Annotated in this window: 13 protein-coding genes; all 13 read left to right on the top strand. The window is 74.8% G+C overall.

Features of this window, described 5'->3' with window-relative positions:
* Nucleotides 1-105 precede the first annotated feature (105 nt).
* The 13 genes from AC6JBM_RS07970 (at nucleotide 106) to AC6JBM_RS07910 (ending at nucleotide 15,536) form a co-directional block, all read left to right on the top strand.
* A complete protein-coding gene (locus tag AC6JBM_RS07970; protein ID WP_497982946.1) occupies nucleotides 106-1,086 on the top strand; it encodes an ATP-grasp domain-containing protein in 981 nt (326 codons plus the stop codon).
* A complete protein-coding gene (locus AC6JBM_RS07965; RefSeq protein WP_497982945.1) occupies nucleotides 1,080-2,351 on the top strand; it encodes an MFS transporter in 1,272 nt (423 codons plus the stop codon). Before AC6JBM_RS07970 ends, AC6JBM_RS07965 begins: the two co-directional genes overlap by 7 nt.
* Before the next feature lie 149 nt (nucleotides 2,352-2,500).
* Nucleotides 2,501-3,310, top strand: coding sequence for an SDR family NAD(P)-dependent oxidoreductase (locus AC6JBM_RS07960; RefSeq protein WP_497982944.1), 810 nt, complete (start codon nucleotides 2,501-2,503; stop codon nucleotides 3,308-3,310).
* Nucleotides 3,311-3,761: 451 nt separating this feature from the next.
* Complete coding sequence (locus AC6JBM_RS07955) at nucleotides 3,762-5,816, top strand: AfsR/SARP family transcriptional regulator (RefSeq protein WP_497982943.1); 2,055 nt, start codon at nucleotides 3,762-3,764, stop codon at nucleotides 5,814-5,816.
* Between the two features lie 211 nt (nucleotides 5,817-6,027).
* Nucleotides 6,028-7,353 carry an amino acid adenylation domain-containing protein gene (locus tag AC6JBM_RS07950; RefSeq protein ID WP_497982942.1) on the top strand — a complete coding sequence of 442 codons (1,326 nt, stop codon included), beginning with the start codon at nucleotides 6,028-6,030 and terminating at the stop codon, nucleotides 7,351-7,353.
* Complete coding sequence (locus AC6JBM_RS07945; protein WP_433617723.1) at nucleotides 7,350-7,592, top strand: acyl carrier protein; 243 nt, start codon at nucleotides 7,350-7,352, stop codon at nucleotides 7,590-7,592. Before AC6JBM_RS07950 ends, AC6JBM_RS07945 begins: the two co-directional genes overlap by 4 nt.
* Nucleotides 7,589-8,908, top strand: coding sequence for a flavin monoamine oxidase family protein (locus AC6JBM_RS07940; RefSeq protein ID WP_497982941.1), 1,320 nt, complete (start codon nucleotides 7,589-7,591; stop codon nucleotides 8,906-8,908). The genes AC6JBM_RS07945 and AC6JBM_RS07940 overlap by 4 nt, the downstream gene beginning before the upstream one ends.
* A complete protein-coding gene (locus AC6JBM_RS07935; RefSeq protein WP_497982940.1) occupies nucleotides 8,901-10,598 on the top strand; it encodes a class I adenylate-forming enzyme family protein in 1,698 nt (565 codons plus the stop codon). The genes AC6JBM_RS07940 and AC6JBM_RS07935 overlap by 8 nt, the downstream gene beginning before the upstream one ends.
* Entirely contained in the window at nucleotides 10,595-11,875 is a 1,281-nt protein-coding gene (locus AC6JBM_RS07930) for a KamA family radical SAM protein (RefSeq protein WP_497982939.1), read from the top strand. Before AC6JBM_RS07935 ends, AC6JBM_RS07930 begins: the two co-directional genes overlap by 4 nt.
* A 9-nt stretch (nucleotides 11,876-11,884) precedes the next feature.
* Entirely contained in the window at nucleotides 11,885-12,670 is a 786-nt protein-coding gene (locus tag AC6JBM_RS07925) for a DUF3050 domain-containing protein (protein WP_497982938.1), read from the top strand.
* Nucleotides 12,661-13,650, top strand: a complete 990-nt coding sequence (locus tag AC6JBM_RS07920) for a threonine aldolase family protein (protein WP_497982937.1) — start codon at nucleotides 12,661-12,663, stop codon at nucleotides 13,648-13,650. Before AC6JBM_RS07925 ends, AC6JBM_RS07920 begins: the two co-directional genes overlap by 10 nt.
* A gap of 39 nt (nucleotides 13,651-13,689) precedes the next feature.
* Nucleotides 13,690-14,493: an Hsp70 family protein gene (locus AC6JBM_RS07915; RefSeq protein WP_497982936.1), complete on the top strand. Its 804-nt coding sequence runs from the start codon at nucleotides 13,690-13,692 to the stop codon at nucleotides 14,491-14,493.
* On the top strand, nucleotides 14,490-15,536 hold the full coding sequence (locus tag AC6JBM_RS07910) for a WD40 repeat domain-containing protein (protein ID WP_497982935.1): 1,047 nt from the start codon (nucleotides 14,490-14,492) through the stop codon (nucleotides 15,534-15,536). Before AC6JBM_RS07915 ends, AC6JBM_RS07910 begins: the two co-directional genes overlap by 4 nt.
* Nucleotides 15,537-16,194 lie beyond the last annotated feature (658 nt).

Genomic DNA, 16,194 nt, shown 5'->3' with positions numbered 1-16,194 from the left:
CGCATTCCGCGCGTGTAGTCGACCCGAAGCGGTTCCGTGGCGGCGCTCGCGACACTCCCTGCACCCGTGGGCGCGCAACGCTCACCGACGAGCAGGGGGTTAGGCATGCTGCGACGACTGTGCTGGCTGTTTCCGGACCGGGAGTCCAGCCGGACCTCGGCGACGTGGAACGCGGCGTTCTGGCAGACCTACGCCGAGGTCGCCAAGGACCTCGATCTGAGCTGGGAGCGGGTGACCCCCGAGTCGGTGGTCGTCGACGCGCTGGACCCGAGGCGACCGGTGGTTCGGGTCGACGGGGCGCCGGTGACGCCCGAGGACACGCTGTTCATCACGTCGCTGTACTCCCTGCCGTACCAGTCCGCCGACGTGTTCAACCAGCTGGCCCTGTACGAGGTGCTCGAGCAGGCCGGCTTCTACCTGCCGCACCCGCCGCGCCTGGCGATGCTGTGCAACGACAAGCTCGCCTCGGCCCTGTTCCTGCGCGACTGCCCGGTGCCGACGATCCCCACGGTGCGCATCGGGCCCGGCCGGGACCTCGTCTACGACGACTACGTGGCGAGCATCGGGGCGCTGCCCTTCCCGGCGCTGGCCAAGCCGTCGGGCTGGTGCGCCTCGCGCGGGATCAACCTGGCGCACAACCCGCACGACGTGCGCGGGCTGCTCAGCCTCGCCCAGGGCGGGGACACGACGCTGGTGTTCCAGCCGTACCTCGGCCCGCGCACGACGGACTACCGGGTCTACCTCGTCGACGGCGAGCCGCTCGGGGTGCTGGTGCGCCGGCCCGGCGACGGGGCGCTCTACGTGCAGTTCAGCACCGGCGGGAAGCTCTACTACACGGACCTGCCCGACGAGCTGCGGCCCGCGGTCGCGTGGTTCAAGGAGAACCTGCGGCTGCCGTACCTGTGCGCCGACTTCCTGCACGACGGCGAGCGCTGGTGGCTGTCGGAGATCGAGCTCGACGGCACCATCCAGTGCCCGGACGCCAAGTCGCCCGACGCGGTGCGCACGCAGCGGGAGCTCATCGCGGCCCGGTTCGACGCCTACCGCCGCGGGCACGCCGCGCGCTTCGCCGAGCCCGCATGCTGACCGCCGACCCGCCCGTGCGCCTCGGCCGGGAGTTCAACCTGCTGTGGGCCGGGCAGACGGTGAGCAACATCGGCGACAAGATCAGCATCTTCGTCATCCCGACCCTCATGATCCTGGTGCTGCACGCCTCGCCGTTCCAGGTCGGGCTGGTCGCGATGGCGCAGTACCTCGCGATCCCGCTGCTGAGCCTGGTCGCGGGGGCGCTGGTGGACCGGTGGGACCTGCGCCGGACGCTGATCGGCTGCGACCTCGTGCGGGCGGCCGTCATCGCGCTCGTCCCGGCCGCCTACTTCGGGGGCTTCCTGTCGGTGCCGCTGGCGTTCGCCGTCGTCGCGGTCGTCAACGCCACCGCGGTCTTCTTCAACGTCGGCTACACCGCGACCATCGCCTCGATCGTGGAGCCGGAGGGGCGGGTCAAGGCGTACTCGCACCTGGAGGCCAGCCGCACCACCTCCGACGTCGTCGGGCCGGCCGTCGCCTCCGGCATCTACGTGCTGCTCGGCGCGGGCGCGCTGCTCGTCGACGCGGCCTCGTTCCTGTTCTCGGCGCTGCAGATCCGGGCGATGAAGCCCTACGGCGGCGGCGAGGGGCGGCAGGAGCCGATGTTCAAGCGCCTGGCGCACGGGGTCCGGCTCAACTGGAGCGACCCGGTCCTGCGCCGCACGCTGCAGGGCACGCTGCTGGCCAACATCGGCGGGCCGATCTTCGTGACCGTGCTGCCGATCCTGGCGTACCGCGGCCTCGGGATGTCCGTCGGCGCGCTCGGCGCGGTCATGTCGATCGCCGCGGCCGGGGCGGTCGGCGGGTCGCTCGTCGCGCAGCGGGTCAGCGCGCGGCTCGGCGCGGCCCGGCTCATCCCGTGGTCGATCTTCCTGCACTCGGCGGTCGGCTTCGGCGTGCTGCTCGCGCCCGCGCTGCCGGCCCCGATCGTGCTGGGCGTGACGCTGACGCTCTACGGGATCTTCATGGTCTGGTACAACGTGAGCACCGCCGCCGTCCGCCAGGCCCGGGTGCCCTCGCGGGACCAGGCCGTCTCGCACGCCGCGTTCCGCACCATCACCTGGGGCGTGATCCCGTTCAGCGTGCTCGCCGGCGGCATCATCGTCGACGCGCTCGCCGGGGACTGGGGCATCCTCGGCGCGGCCAAGCTCACCATGGCCGGGGGCACGCTCATCGGCACGCTGTTCGCGGCCATTCCCCTGGCCCCCATCCACGGCCTGCTCCAGCGCGAGCGGGCCGCCGTCGAGGCGGAGGTGCCGGCATGAGCGCTCCGGAGCGAAGCGGAGGTGGCGGCATGAGCGCTCCGGAGCGAAGCGGAGGTGCCGGCATGAGCGGTCCGGAGCGAAGCGGAGGGGCCGCTCATCATGGACACAGTGTCCTCAGGCCGACACCGGAGCGAAGCGGAGGTGCCGGCATGAGCAAGGTGCTGCTGGTCACGGGAGCGTCCACCGGCATCGGGCTGCAGACCGCGACGGCGGCCGCCGCCGGCGGGTGGACCGTGGTGGCGGGGATGCGCAAGCCCTTCGACCTGCCGGGCATCGACGTCCGCCCGCTCGACGTCACCGACCCCGAGTCCGTCGCGGCCTGCGTCGCGGGCGTGGCCGCCGACCACGGCCGGCTCGACGCGCTGGTCAACAACGCCGGCGTCGGCAACACGGTGCCGACGATCGAGCAGGCCGACCTGGCCGCGTTCCGGGCCAACATCGAGGTCAACTTCTTCGGCGTGGTCGCGATGACCAAGGCCGCGCTGCCGCACCTGCGGGCCTCGGGCGGGCGGGTGCTCACCGTCGGCAGCACCCGCGGGCTCGTCGGGCAGCCGTTCAACGAGGCCTACTGCGCGGCCAAGTTCGCCGTCGAGGGCTTCATGGAGGCGCTCGCTCCGGTCGCCCGCGGCCTCGGGGTGACCGTCGTGCTCGTCGAGCCCGGGCCGGTGCTGCAGACCGCGTTCGCGGCCAATACCGGGGTCACCCGCGACTCGCTGCTGGCCTCGGCCGGGCCCTACGAGCCGGTGCTGCGGCCCTACCTCGACTGGGTCGCCCGCACCGCCTGGCCGGGCGCGCAGCCGGCCGCCGAGATCGCCGCGATCATCCTCGCCGCGCTGGCCGACCCCGACCCGCCGCTGCGGGTGCTGACCAGCGACTGGGCCCGCGAGTTCGCCGCCGTGAAGCTCGCCGACGCCGACGGCACCGAGATTCGCCGCCGGGCCAGTTCCTGGCTTGTGTGACACCCCGCCCGACCGAGCGCGAACCGCCGGATTCGAACACGTGTTCGAGTCCGGCGGTTTTGTTTTATATATCGATCATCGCAAATTGCGAATGCGATTCGGGGCCCCGGGCCCGGTGTCCGGCCCGCCGGGGTTCGCGTGGTCCCGTGGCATGCGTGCGGACCCGACCACGTACCGCGGGGTTCGCGGCAATCCCCCGCTTCGCGGCCTGTGCGCCGCTCGCCCGCCGTGCCGGAAAAGGCCCGACTTCGCACATGGCGCGAAACCACCCGGCGATTCGCCCGATTCGCTCCCTTGGCCGCGCATCGAAGGACGTCACGCTCCGTGATGACTGCCCGGGTCTTGCCCCGGGCTTGCCTCGTCGTGCACGAATGGAGCCCGATCGCGAACCGATCGGCCGCAATCGATCACACACACGATGTGGGACGGCTCTACGGGATGAGGTTTATCGATGCTTGAGATATCGCTGCTGGGCCCGACAGAGGCGCGTGTATCCGGCCGTACGGTTTCCCTCTCGCCGTTGGAACGTAATGTGCTCGCCATTCTCGCGCTGTCCAGAAATGCGGTCGTCTCCACCGAGCGCATCATCGAGCTGCTGTGGAGCGACCGTCACCCGGCCGCCCCGCGCTCCCGGGTCCAGGGCCTCGTCTCGGCGCTGCGGCGCAAGGTCGGCGCGACGCTGGCCACCCGGCACCCCGGCTACGTCCTCGAGGCGGCCGGCGCCGCGACCGACCTCGACGCCATGCACGCCCTGGTGCGCCGGGCCCGCCGCGGCGCCACCGTCGCCGACACCGCCCGTGACCTGCGCGCCGCCCTCGCCCTCTGGCGCGGCGACCCGCTCGACGGCGTCACCGCGCCGGGCGCCGAGGTCGAGCGCGTCCGCCTCGCCGAGCTGCGCATCGGCCTGTTCGAGGAGCTCTTCGAGGCCGAGCTGGCGCTCGGGCCGCCGGCCGGGCTGGCCGGGGTCGCGGACCTGGTCGGGGAGATCGGCGGGCTGCTGGCCGCGAACCCGCTGCGGGAGCGGCTCGCCGGGCAGCTCATGCGGGCCCTGCTGCGGGCCGGCCGCCAGGCCGACGCGCTGCACGTCTACGAGGCGCTGCGGCGGCGGCTCGCGGACGAGCTCGGCGGCGACCCGGGGCCGGAGCTGCGGGGGCTGCACGCGGCGATCCTGCGCGGCGAGGTCGGGGCGCCACGGGTCGAGGCCTGGGCGGACGCGATCACGGCCTACGCGCCCGCCCCGGCCGCGGGCTCGATGGGCTCGGCGCTGGCGGTGGGGCTCGAGCGGGCGCCGGACCCGTTCGCGCCCCGGATCGCCGACGCCGCCTTACCGGGGGCCCTCGCGGCGGGGTCGTTCACCACGGCCGCGGGGGCCATGCGGGCGCCGGCCACACTGCCGGCCAGCGTCGGGCACTTCACCGGCCGCGACGAGGCGCTCAAGGCGCTCACCGACGCGGTCACCCGCCCCGCCGACGAGCCCCGGGTGGTGCTCGTCTCCGGCCTCGGCGGGCTCGGCAAGACCGCGCTCGTCGTGAAGTGGGCGCACGGCGCGGCCGGGGACTTCCCGGACGGCCAGATCTACGTCGACCTGCACGGCGGCGCGCTGACGCCGCTGGCCGCGCTCGGGGCGGTGCTGACCGCGCTCGGGGCGGGCCGCGACGAGCTGCCGGAGGGGCTGGACGAGCGCACGGCGCGGTACCGTGCCCACCTCAACGGCCGCCGCGTGCTCATCGTGGCCGACGACGCCGGCTCGGTCGAGCAGTTGCTCCCGCTCGTGCCGCCGACCACGGACGGGCAGCTCGTGGTCACCAGCCGGCTGCGGCTGCCGGCCCTGGCCGCGCACCACGAGGTCGAGGTGCTGCCGATGGACCCGCTCACCGGCGAGGCGACCCGGGAGCTGCTGGAGCGCATCGCGGGCCGGGAGATGCGCCGCGGCGACCCGGCGGCCGGGCGGCTCGTGCGCTGGTGCGGCGGCTACCCGCTCGCGGTGCGCACGGCCGGGCTGCGGCTGGCCGGGCGGCCCGGGCAGTCGCTGGACGCGTTCGCCGAGGACCTGGCCGGCGGCGAGCACGACGACGACGCGTTCGGCGGCTCCCTCGACGTGGTCCGCCGCGGCGCCCGGCGAGGCGACGGCGCCCCCGGCGACGGCCCGCGCGACGGGTTGGGCGGGCCGGCGGGCGTGCCCCGCGTGCTCGCGCCGGCGCTGGCCAGCGCGCACGCGGCGCTGAGCCCGGCGGCGGCGCACCTGTTCGGCCGGCTCGGGCTGGACCGCGGGGCCTCGATCGCGGTGGACCGCTCGATGGCCACGACCGACCGGGCGCTGCGGCGGGTGCGGCAGCTGCTGGACGAGCTGGTGAGCGTCAACCTGCTCACCGAGTCGGGGCCGGGCGGCTACCGGTTCCACGACCTGGTGCTGCGCTACGCCCGCGAATGCGGGGCCGAGCTCGTGGACCGCGACGCCGTCGACGAGTGGATGCGCCGCCGCGGGCCGGTCGGCATCGCCGTCTGAGCGCCCGGCCCGCGCGGCCCGCGCCACCCGCGGGCCGCGCGGACGGCTCGCACCGTACCGCACCACCCGCCCCGCAGCGCACCACCCGCGACCGTGTGGCGCTTCCACAGCCGATCTGTAGCGGCCGATGCCACGCTCGGCGGGCCTTCGACATCGCGTCGAGCGCCCTTCGAGCAGGTGAGGTGGCATCATCGACACGCTGCTGTCCGCCGTGGCCGCGCACGCCCGCGTCGCCCCGCTGCGGCCCGCGATCGTGCACAACGGCATCCCGGTGAGCTACGGGCAGCTCGCCGCGAACCTCGGCGCCGTGCGGCGCCGGCTCGGACCGCGGCCCGGCACGGTGACCGTCGACGCGCGGCACGACCCGGCCACGATCGCCGCGCTGCTCGGGATCTGGGCGGCCGGCGGCGCCTACTGCCCGCTCGACCCCGCGTTCCCGCCCGCCCGGCGCGAGGCGATGCGCCGGGCCGTCGCGGAGCCGGGCGACGCTTCCGGGGACGGCCTCGCCTACGTCCTGTTCACCTCCGGCTCGACCGGCGCCCCGAAGCCGGTCGCCACCCCGTGCGCGGCGATCGAGACGGTCGCGCCCGCGCTCGCCGAGCTGTTCGGGCTCACCGCGGCCGACCGGGTGCTGCAGTTCGCCTCGCTCAACTGGGACACGTGCTTCGAGGAGATCGTGCCGACGCTGCTGGCCGGGGCCGCGGTCGTGCTCGCCGACGACGCGCACAGCGGGTCGTTCCCGCGGCTGCTGCGCGCGGTCGAGCGCGACGAGGTCAGCGTGCTCAACCTGCCGACCGCGTTCTGGCACGAGCTCGTCCGGCACCTCGCGGCCACCGGGCACGGGCTGCCCGCGAGCGTGCGGCTCGTCGTCATCGGCGGGGAGGCGGTGGCCCCGGCCCGGCTCGCCGAGTGGTCCGGGCTGCCGGGGGCGCGGGGCGTGCGGCTGCTGAACACGTACGGCTGCACCGAGACCACCCTGATCACGCACGCCGCCGAGCTGCCCGGCGACGGTGCCCCGATCGGGCGGGCGCTGCCGCACGTGCGCGAGCGGATCGAGGCCGACGGCGAGCTGCTCATCGGCGGCCCGGCGCTCGCCCGCGGCTACCTCGGGCGGCCCGCCGAGACCGCCGAGCGGTTCGTGGAGCGCGACGGCGAGCGCTGGTTCCGCACCGGCGACCTGGTGTCCCGGCGCGGCGACGGGCTGCTCGTGCACGAGGGCCGCCGCGACCGCCAGGTGAAGATCCGCGGCATCCGCGTCGACCCCGGCGAGATCGAGGCGCGGCTGGCCGAGCACCCGGGCGTGCGCGGGGCCGCCGTGGTGGCCAGCGTCCGCGGCGGGCAGACGTCGCTGACCGCCTACGTCGTCACGGCCCACGAGACCGCCGACATCGCCGACATCGCCGCCTTCGTCCGCGCGCACCTGCCCGGCCATCTGGTGCCCGCGCGCATCGAGCAAGTCGACGCGCTCGCCTACACCGCGAGCGGCAAGGTCGACCGCTCCGCCACCGCCCAAGCCCACGAGGAGGCCCTGCGTTGACCGTCGACGAGCTCACCCTGATCTACGCCGAGGTGCTGGAGGCGCCCGGCATCGCCCCCGACGAGGACTTCTTCGCCGCCGGCGGGGACTCGCTGCTGGCCACCCGCGTGCTGTCCGCGGTCTACCGGGCCGGCGGCGGCGAGCTGACCTTCGAGGACTTCGTGGCCCACCCCACCCCGGCCGCACTGTCCACATTGCTCATCGGCCGCCAGGCGAGCCCGCTGGGCGTGGCGCCGTGAGGGTCGTCGTGGTCGGGGCCGGGCTGGCCGGGCTCACCGCCGCCACCCGCCTCGCGGAGGCCGGGGCGGACGTGACCGTGCTGGAGGCCCGCGACCGGGTCGGCGGGCGCACCCACGGCCTCGAGGTCGCGCCGGGGGCGTGGGTCGACGCCGGCGCCGCGTACCTCGGCGAGCGCCACACCGCCCTGCTCGACCTCCTGGCCCGGCTCGGGCTCAAGACGGTCCCGACGGGGATGGACGGGGCCAGCCGGTTCGCGCTGCACGGCGACGCCGTCGAGCAGCGCGACGGCCGGTTCCCGCCGCTGGCCGCGGTCGCGCTCGGCGACCTCTTCGACCGCCTCGACGCGCTGACCCGCCGGGTCGACCCCGCGGCGCCCTGGGCGACCGAGGGGGCCGCGGCGCTCGACACGCTCACCGCCGACGCGTGGGCGCGGGCGAACCTGGCCCACCCGGACGCGCGGACCTTCTTCCCGCTGTTCCTCGGCGAGATGATGGCCGCCGCGCCCGAGGACGTCTCCGTCCTGCACATGGCGTTCTACCTGCGCTCGGGCGGGGGGCTGCGATACCTCAACGCCTTCGCCGGCGGCGCCCAGGAGTCCAGGGTGGACGGTGGCGCGCACCAGGCCTGCGAGCTGCTGGCCGAGCGGCTCGCCGGGCGGGTGCTCCTCGGCCGGCCGGTCACGAGCGTGCACCAGGACGCGCACGGGGTGACCGTCGAGGGCCGCTTCCGCGCCGACGCCGTCGTCGTCGCGGTCCCCCCGCTGCTCGCCGACGCCATCGACTTCCGCCCGGGGCTGCCGGCGCCCCGGTCCGGGCGGGCCACCGCGCCCGGCTGCGCGGTGAAGGTACACCTGGTCTATCCCGCTCCCCTGTGGCGTGAGCAGGGCCTGTCGGGCTGGTCGGTCAGCGCGCAGGGGCCGCTGACGTCCACTGTGGACGACAGTCCGGCCGGCGGCGGGGCGGGGGTGCTGACCGGGTTCGTCACCGGCGCCGACGCGCACCGCTTCGCCGCGCTCGGCGAGAGCGAGCGGCGGGCGGCCGCGACCGCCCAGGCGGCGAGGCTGTTCCCCGACCTGCCCGAGCCGATCGCCGTGCACGTCACCGACTGGGTGCACGAACGCTGGAGCCGCGGCTGCTACGCCGCGCTCCTGGGCCCCGGCGACTGGGTCGCCACCGGGCCGCGGCTGACCGAGCGGCACCACCGCGTGCACTGGGCCGGCACGGAGACGAGCACCGAGTTCTTCGGGCTCATGGAGGGCGCGATCCGCTCGGGCCACCGAGCGGCTTTGTCGGTTTTGGAGGGACACGATGCATGAGACGCACAGCCCGGTCGCGCCGCTCGAGGTGCGCGAGCGGTTCATGACCGAGCCGGCGCTCGGGGCCGGCAACTTCCTGCAGTACGCGGCCGAGCACAACCCGAACCGGGCCGTGCCGATGGTCTACAGCCATCACCTCGACCACACCGGCGGCGTGGTCCTGCGCGGGCACAGCCTGCTGGACCTGGTGGCGCTGCGGGACCGCTACGCGCGCTGGTACACGGCCAACGGGGTCCGCCCCGGCGAGCCCGTCGCCGTCGTGGTCGCCGAGGGCCTCGAGCCGCTGCTGCACTTCCTCGCGCTCACCGCGCTCGGCGCCATCCCGGCGATGGTCAACGACGCGATGCGGCCCGATGTCATGGTCCGCTACCTCGACCACGTCGGCGTCGTCGGGGTCGTGGCCGACGACACCACCCGGCTCGCCTCCGCCTACCGGCAGGACCCCCAGCGGCGGCCCCGGTTCCTGGCGCTCACGGCCGAGGTGCAGGCGTTCGACGCGTCCGGGATCGAACTGCCGCCGTCGTACCCCCACCGGCACGCCCCGGACGACGTCGTCGGGCTCATCCACTCCAGCGGTACCACCGGCACCCCGAAGTCCACGATGCTCGCCCACCGGCAGTTCTGGAACGGCAAGCAGCCGCGCATGGTGCGCTTCCCCTGCGAGCCGTACGACCGCCTGATGTCGCTGATGCCGCACACCCACGCGGGCGGGCTGAGCTACTTCCTCACCGCGATCCTGCTCGGCCTGCCGGTCGTGGTCATGGGCGACCACCGCCGCGCGACCGTCGAGCCGGTGATGGAGGCCTTCCAGCCCACCATGGTCGCGTCGTTCCCGCGCACGTTCGTGGAGCTGGCCACCGGCGAGCTGCCGGTCAAGGGCGCCGCGAAGGTCCACTCGTGGTTCAACACCGGCGACTCCGCGCACCACGGCCACATCCGGCGGCTGGTCACCCTGGGCGAGCGCCCGGCCGGGCTCATCAAGCCGTGGCTGCTGCCGAGCGAGGCCGCGGCCGAGGCGGCGCTGCCCGGCTCCCAGTTCGTCGACGGGCTCGGCTCCTCCGAGATGGGCATGGCGCTCTTCGGCGGCATCACCACCCCGGAGACCATCCGCAACGACCGGTGCGTCGGCAAGCCGCTCGAGGTCGTCGAGGACGCGGCGATCCTGGACGAGGACGGCACCGCGCTCCCCGACGGCACGGTCGGGCTCCTGGCCATCAAGTCGCCGTCGCGCACGCCGGGCTACTGGCACAACCCCCGGCTCACGGCCAGCTTCGAGCTCAACGGGTACTGGCTGACCGGCGACGTCGCCTACCGCGACGCGGACGGGAACTTCTACCACCTCGACCGCACCGTCGACGTCATCGACACCGTGGACGGCCCGGTCTACAGCCTGCCGCTGGAGGAGGTGCTGCTCGCCGACTGCTCCGGCCTGGTCCGCGACTGCTCGGTCATCGGCGTCCCCGCGCCCGGCGGCGGCCAGCTCCCGGTCGCCGTCGTGCAGCCGCAGGCGGGCCCCGAGCCCGGCGAGGACGAGCTGCTGGAGCGGGCGAACAAGGAGCTCGCCGGGGCGGGCCTCGCGCCGCTGGCCGCGGTCCGGATCGCGCGCACCCCGGCCGACTTCCCGCTCGGCCCGACCGGCAAGGTGCTCAAACGGGAGCTGCGGGCGCGGCACGCGTCCCTGCTGTCGTGACCGGCTACACCTACGTGCGGACGCCGCTGGTCGAACCCGACTGGCGGCGCCTGCCCGGCTACCGGTCGGTCACCGCGGCCGAGTGGCGCAGCGCCGGCTGGCAGCGCGCGCACTGCGTCAAGACCCCCGCGCAGCTGCGGGCCGTGCTCGGCGACCGGGTCGGCGACGACTTCTACGACGACCTCGCCGCCGACCGGGCCCGGTTCGCCACCATGGCGATGCTGCTGCCGCCGCAGATGCTCAACACGATGGTGCCCGGGGCCGAGCCGGACACCGCGGCGCTGCGGGCCGACCCGGTGCGCCGCTACATGCTGCCGCTCGCCTCCGACCGGCACCCCGTCTGGCCGAGCCACCCGCGGGCCGAGCGGGACTCGCTGCACGAGGCCGAGATGTGGGCGGTCGAGGGGCTCACGCACCGGTACCCCACGAAGGTGCTCGCCGAGCTGGTGACGACGTGTCCGCAGTACTGCGGGCACTGCACCCGGATGGACCTCGTGGGCACCTCGACGCCGCAGGTGGCCAAGACCCGGCTCACGCTCAAGCCCGCCCATCGCCGGGAGCTGATGCTGGACTACCTCAAGCGCACCCCCACGGTCCGCGACGTGGTCGTCTCCGGCGGCGACGTGGCCAACGTGCCGTGGCACCAGCTCGAGGGCTTCCTGCTGCAGCTGCTCGACCTCGACTCGATCCGCGACATCCGCCTGGCGACCAAGGCGCTCGTCGGGCTGCCCCAGCACTGGCTGCAGCCCGGGGTCGTCGAGGGCGTGGCGCGGGTCGCGGCCGTGGCCCGGGAGCGCGGCGTGAACCTGGCCGTGCACACCCACGCCAACCACGCCGCGTCGCTCACCCCGCTGGTCGCCGAGGCGGCCCGGGCGCTGCTCGGCGCGGGCGTGCGCGACGTACGCAACCAGGGCGTGCTGCTGGCCGGGGTGAACGACTCGGTCGCGGCCCTGCTCGACCTGTGCTTCGCGCTGCAGGACGAGGCGGGCATCCTGCCGTACTACTTCTACCTCTGCGACATGATCCCCGGCGCCGAGCACTGGCGCATCCCGCTCTCGGCCGCGATCGCGTTGCAGGACGGGCTGATGGGCTGGCTGCCCGGGTACGCCACCCCGCGCCTGGTCTGCGACGTGCCCTACGCCGGCAAGCGCTGGGTGCACCAGGCCGTCTCCTACGACCGCGAGCGCGGCGTGTCCGAATGGTCCGGCGCCTCCCGCTACTACGACCCGATCCACACATTGCCCGAGGCCGGCCGCCACTGGTGGTCGCTGCAGTAAGGAGAGGACATGTCCCGCTACGACTGGGGCGACACCCACCCCGGAATCGAGAAGCTCAAGGCGGAGATCACCCCGGCCCGCGACCGCGTGGTCGGCCATCCGCTCTACGCCGCGCTGCGCGACCACGCGTCGATCGTGACGTTCATGGAGCACCACGTCTTCGCCGTGTGGGACTTCATGTCCCTGCTCAAGTCGTTGCAGCGCAGCCTCACCTGCGTCGACGTGCCGTGGGTGCCCAGCGGCCCGACCGGCAGCCGCCGGCTCATCAACGACATCGTGCTCGTCGAGGAGAGCGACGAGCTGCGCGGCGGGTTCATCAGCCACTTCGAGCTGTACCTCGAGGGCATGACCGAGGCCGGCGCCGACCGCACCGCGATCGACGCCTTCATCGCCGCCCTGCGCGCGGGCACCGGAGTGCCGGAGGCGCTCGTCGCCGCCGCCGTGCCCGCCCCGTCGGCCGCGTTCACGACCACGACGTGGGACTTCATCCGCACCGCACCGGTGCACTGCCAGGCGGCCGCGTTCGCCTTCGGCCGCGAGGACCTCATCCCCGACATGTTCGAGCAGGTCGTGAAGGTCAACGAGCGCGGCGCGGGCAAGCTCGACACGTTCGTGGACTACCTGGCCCGGCACATCGAGGTCGACGGCGAGGAGCACACGCCGATGGCCATGCAGATGCTGGCCGACCTGTGCGGGGACGACGCCGCGCGCTGGACCGAGGCGGCCGACACCGTCATCGCGGCCCTGGACGCCCGCGTGGCGCTGTGGGACGGCATCCTGAAGGCGTGTACCTGATCAGTGACAACACGGCGGGCGTCCACCCGGACGTGCTCGCGGCCATCGCGGACGCCAACGCCGGGCACGCGCCCTCCTACGGCCGCGACCCGGTGACCGCCCGGGCCGGGGCGCTGTTCCGCGAGCACTTCGGCGAGCGGGCCGAGACGGTGCTGGCGGTCACCGGGACCGCGGCGAACGTCATCGCGCTGGCCGCGCTCGTGCGCCCGTACGAGACCGTGCTCTGCGCCGGGACCGCGCACATCGTCACCGACGAGTGCGCGGCCCCGGAGCGGTTCACCGGCGGCCGGCTCACCACCGTGGACACCCCCGACGGCCGGCTCACGCCCGCGCACGTCGCCGCGTTCGCCCGGGCCGGCGACCCGCCGCACGCCCCGCTGCCCCGGGCGGTGTCGATCGCCCAGCCGACCGAGCTCGGCACGCTGTACTCCGTCGCCGAGCTGCGCGCCCTCGCCGGCGCCGCGCACGAGCACGGGCTGCGGCTGCACATCGACGGCGCCCGGCTGGCCAACGCCGCCGCCGCGCTCGGCACCGGCCTGGCCGAGGCCGCGACCGGGGCCGACGTCGTGTCGTTCGGCGGCACCAAGAACGGGGCTCTGGCCGCCGACGCCGTGGTCTTCCTCGATCCCGGCCTCGCCGGGCCGCGGCACCTGATCCAGAAGCAGGCCATGCAGCTGTTGTCCAAGAGCCGGTTCACGGCCGCCCAGTTCGTCGGGCTGCTCGACGGGGACCTTTGGCGTACCAACGCCGAACACGCCAACGCGATGGCCGCCCGGATCGCGTCCGTCCTCGCGGCTCACGCCGAGATCGTCCATCCGGTGCACACCAACGCCGTGTTCGCCACGCTGCCTTCCCGCGGCGGGGAACTCGACCGCTACGGCTCCGGCGGCCCGATCCGCCGGTACATGGCCGCCTTCGACACCACTGCGGCCGATGTCGACGCATTCGCGGGAGTCCTTCACGCAGCGTTCACCAGCTGAACCTTGGAGCGGCCCGTGCGCGGGTTCGTACATTTGGCCGTGACCTCTGCGGGGCATCGCCTCGGCATCGACATCGGCACGGCCACCACCGTCGCGGCGCTGGCCGGCGCCGATGACTCGCTCCGGCCGTGGCGCCTCGAATCCGGCCTGCCGGCGGCCGGGCCGACCGAGCCCGAGCCGGTCGCCGCGCTGCTGTCCCGGGCCGTGGCCGCGGCCGCCCCCGGCTGGGACGGACCGCTGGTGCTCACCCATCCCGCCGCGTGGCGTCCCGACCGCCGCCGGGTCCTCGCCGACGGCGCCCGCCTGGCCGGCCTCGGCGAGCCCGAGCTGCTCACCGAGCCGATCGCCGCCGCACGGTACTGCACCGCCGTCCTCGGCCACCGCGTGCCCGACGGCGGCTGTCTCGTCGTCTACGACCTCGGCGCCGGGACGTTCGACATCACCGTGGTCCGGCAGGCCGCGGACGGGCTCACCATCGCCGCCGCGGGCGGGCTGCTCGACGCCGGTGGCCTGGACCTCGACGCCGCGGTCGTGCGGCTGGCCCGCGCGAGCACCGGCCCCGAACTGGCCTGGGACCGGCTCGACCGGCCGCGCTCGCCCGAGGAGGCGGCGGCCCGGTTGCGGCTCTGGCACGAGGCCCGGGTCGCCCGGGAGGCGCTGTCCGACGCGCCCTCGGCCGACCTCTTCGTCCCGTTCGCCGGCCCGGTGGCGCTGCACCGCGACGACTTCGAGCGCGCCGCCGCCCCGCTGGTGGACCGCACCGTCGAGCGCACCGTCGCCGTGCTGCGCGAGGCCCTCGTCACCCCGCACGACGTGGCCGCGGTGTTCCTGGCCGGCGGGTGAGCCACACGCCGCTCGTCGCCGCGCGGCTGCATCGGGCGCTGGGCATCGCGCCGATCCCGGTGTCCGAGCCCGACCTGGCCGTGGCGTGCGGCAGCGTCACGCCCGTGCGCACGGCGATCGCCCCGCCCTCGGCGGCCCGCCCGCGAATCCGGCCCACGCTGCTGCGCACCTTCTCCCCCGGCGGGATCGTGCGCGGCGCGTCCCCGGTCAACGCGGTAGCGCTCAGCCCCGGCGGCCGGCTGCTCGCGGCGGGCAGCGACGACCGCCGCGTGCGCGTCTGGGACCTCGGCACCGGCCAGGTCCGGCACACGCTCAGCGACCACGACGGCCCGGTGCGCGCGGTCGCGTTCAGCCCCGACGGGAGCCTGCTGGCCTCGGGCGGCGGCCACCCCCGCCGCGCGGCCCGGGCCGTGCGAATCTGGCAGGCCGACGAGGGCCGCCGCCGCGACGCCTTCGACGCGGACCCGGGCGGCCCGGCGGCGCTGGCGTTCCATCCGTCCGGGCGCGTGCTGGCCGCGGCGGGCGTCGACGGGGTACTGCGGCTGTTCGACCTGGCCGACGGGCGCCTCTCCCGCGCCGGCGAGGGCCCGGCACTGCACGCGGTCGCGTACCGCGCCGACGGCTCGGCCCTGGCCACCGGCGACGACGCGGGCGTGGTGCTGCTGCACTCGGCCGCACCGCCCACCCCGCTGCACGGGCACCGGGGCGCGGTGCTCGGGGTCGCATTCGGCGGGCCGATGCTGGCCAGCGCGGGCGCGGACGCGACGGTACGCCTGTGGGACGGCCCGTCCTCGGCCGTGCTCACGGGCCACACCGAGCCGGTGACGGCGGTGGCGTTCGACCCGGCGGCGACGCTGCTGGCGAGCGCGGGGCTGGACTCCACGATCCGGCTGTGGGACGCGACCTCGGGCACGCACCTGCACACGCTGGACGGGCACGATGGGGCGGTACACGCCTTGGCCTTCACCCCGGACGGCTCGATACTGGTGTCAGCGGGCGCGGACGGCGCCGTGCGGCTGTGGAACCTGTCCACCCGGCCCTGACCGTTCTCGTCACTCGCCCGCTGTGGAGCTGCCGACCGCGCTCGCCATCGCCGCCACGGCGCAGGTGCTCCGGGCCGAGCACGCATGATCGGGCCGGCTCCGGCCAGCACGCGACCGAGCCCCATCGCCGCACGCGGGCCGGGTGCTCGCGGCGGGCGGCGAGGCGCGTTTCGTCATGGTCGCCGAGTGTTCTGGAGGTGGACGGGCGGTCGCGTGCCACGAGCGCAACCGCAGTTGAACGCGACGCTCGGCCGATGGTGCGGGCCGCCGTTGGCCGTCCAATGAGTATGCGTGGTCCAGCGGCGTGTTTGCCCACTGGGCCGTTTTGAATGCGCCGGGTCCGTGCTGGTCATCATTCGGTGGTCCCGGTTCCAATATGTTCGCCATTTGTGCCCTGGTCTGGTCCGGGATCGTGGTTTCGGTCGTATTCTGGGATAATTCTTGGCATGGGGCAGATGCAGTTGTTCAGTTCTCGGGAATTGGCTGCTATGCGGGATCGGACGAAGGCTCGGAATTGGTGGCCGGGGAAGGATGAGTTCCGCCGGGAGGCACAGCGGCGGCGTGATTGGGGGTTGGTGAGACGGCATGCGGAGAAGCTGCGCCGCGTCCACGGACCCGCGGCACCTGCGCCCGGAACGCCGACGCCTCCCAGGCAGCA

The sequence above is a fragment of the Dactylosporangium thailandense genome (genome assembly GCF_059739745.1).
Note: the sequence above shows the minus strand (reverse complement) of the source record. Positions and strands in the feature narration are given on the sequence as shown.

Excerpts from the sequence above, each read along its gene's own strand:
- AC6JBM_RS07970 (WP_497982946.1), top strand. The coding sequence starts at position 106 with ATGCTGCGACGACTGTGCTGGCTGTTTCCGGACCGGGAGTCCAGCCGG.
- AC6JBM_RS07965 (WP_497982945.1), top strand. The coding sequence starts at position 1,080 with ATGCTGACCGCCGACCCGCCCGTGCGCCTCGGCCGGGAGTTCAACCTG.
- AC6JBM_RS07960 (WP_497982944.1), top strand. The coding sequence starts at position 2,501 with ATGAGCAAGGTGCTGCTGGTCACGGGAGCGTCCACCGGCATCGGGCTG.
- AC6JBM_RS07955 (WP_497982943.1), top strand. The coding sequence starts at position 3,762 with ATGCTTGAGATATCGCTGCTGGGCCCGACAGAGGCGCGTGTATCCGGC.
- AC6JBM_RS07935 (WP_497982940.1), top strand. The coding sequence starts at position 8,901 with ATGCATGAGACGCACAGCCCGGTCGCGCCGCTCGAGGTGCGCGAGCGG.
- AC6JBM_RS07925 (WP_497982938.1), top strand. The coding sequence starts at position 11,885 with ATGTCCCGCTACGACTGGGGCGACACCCACCCCGGAATCGAGAAGCTC.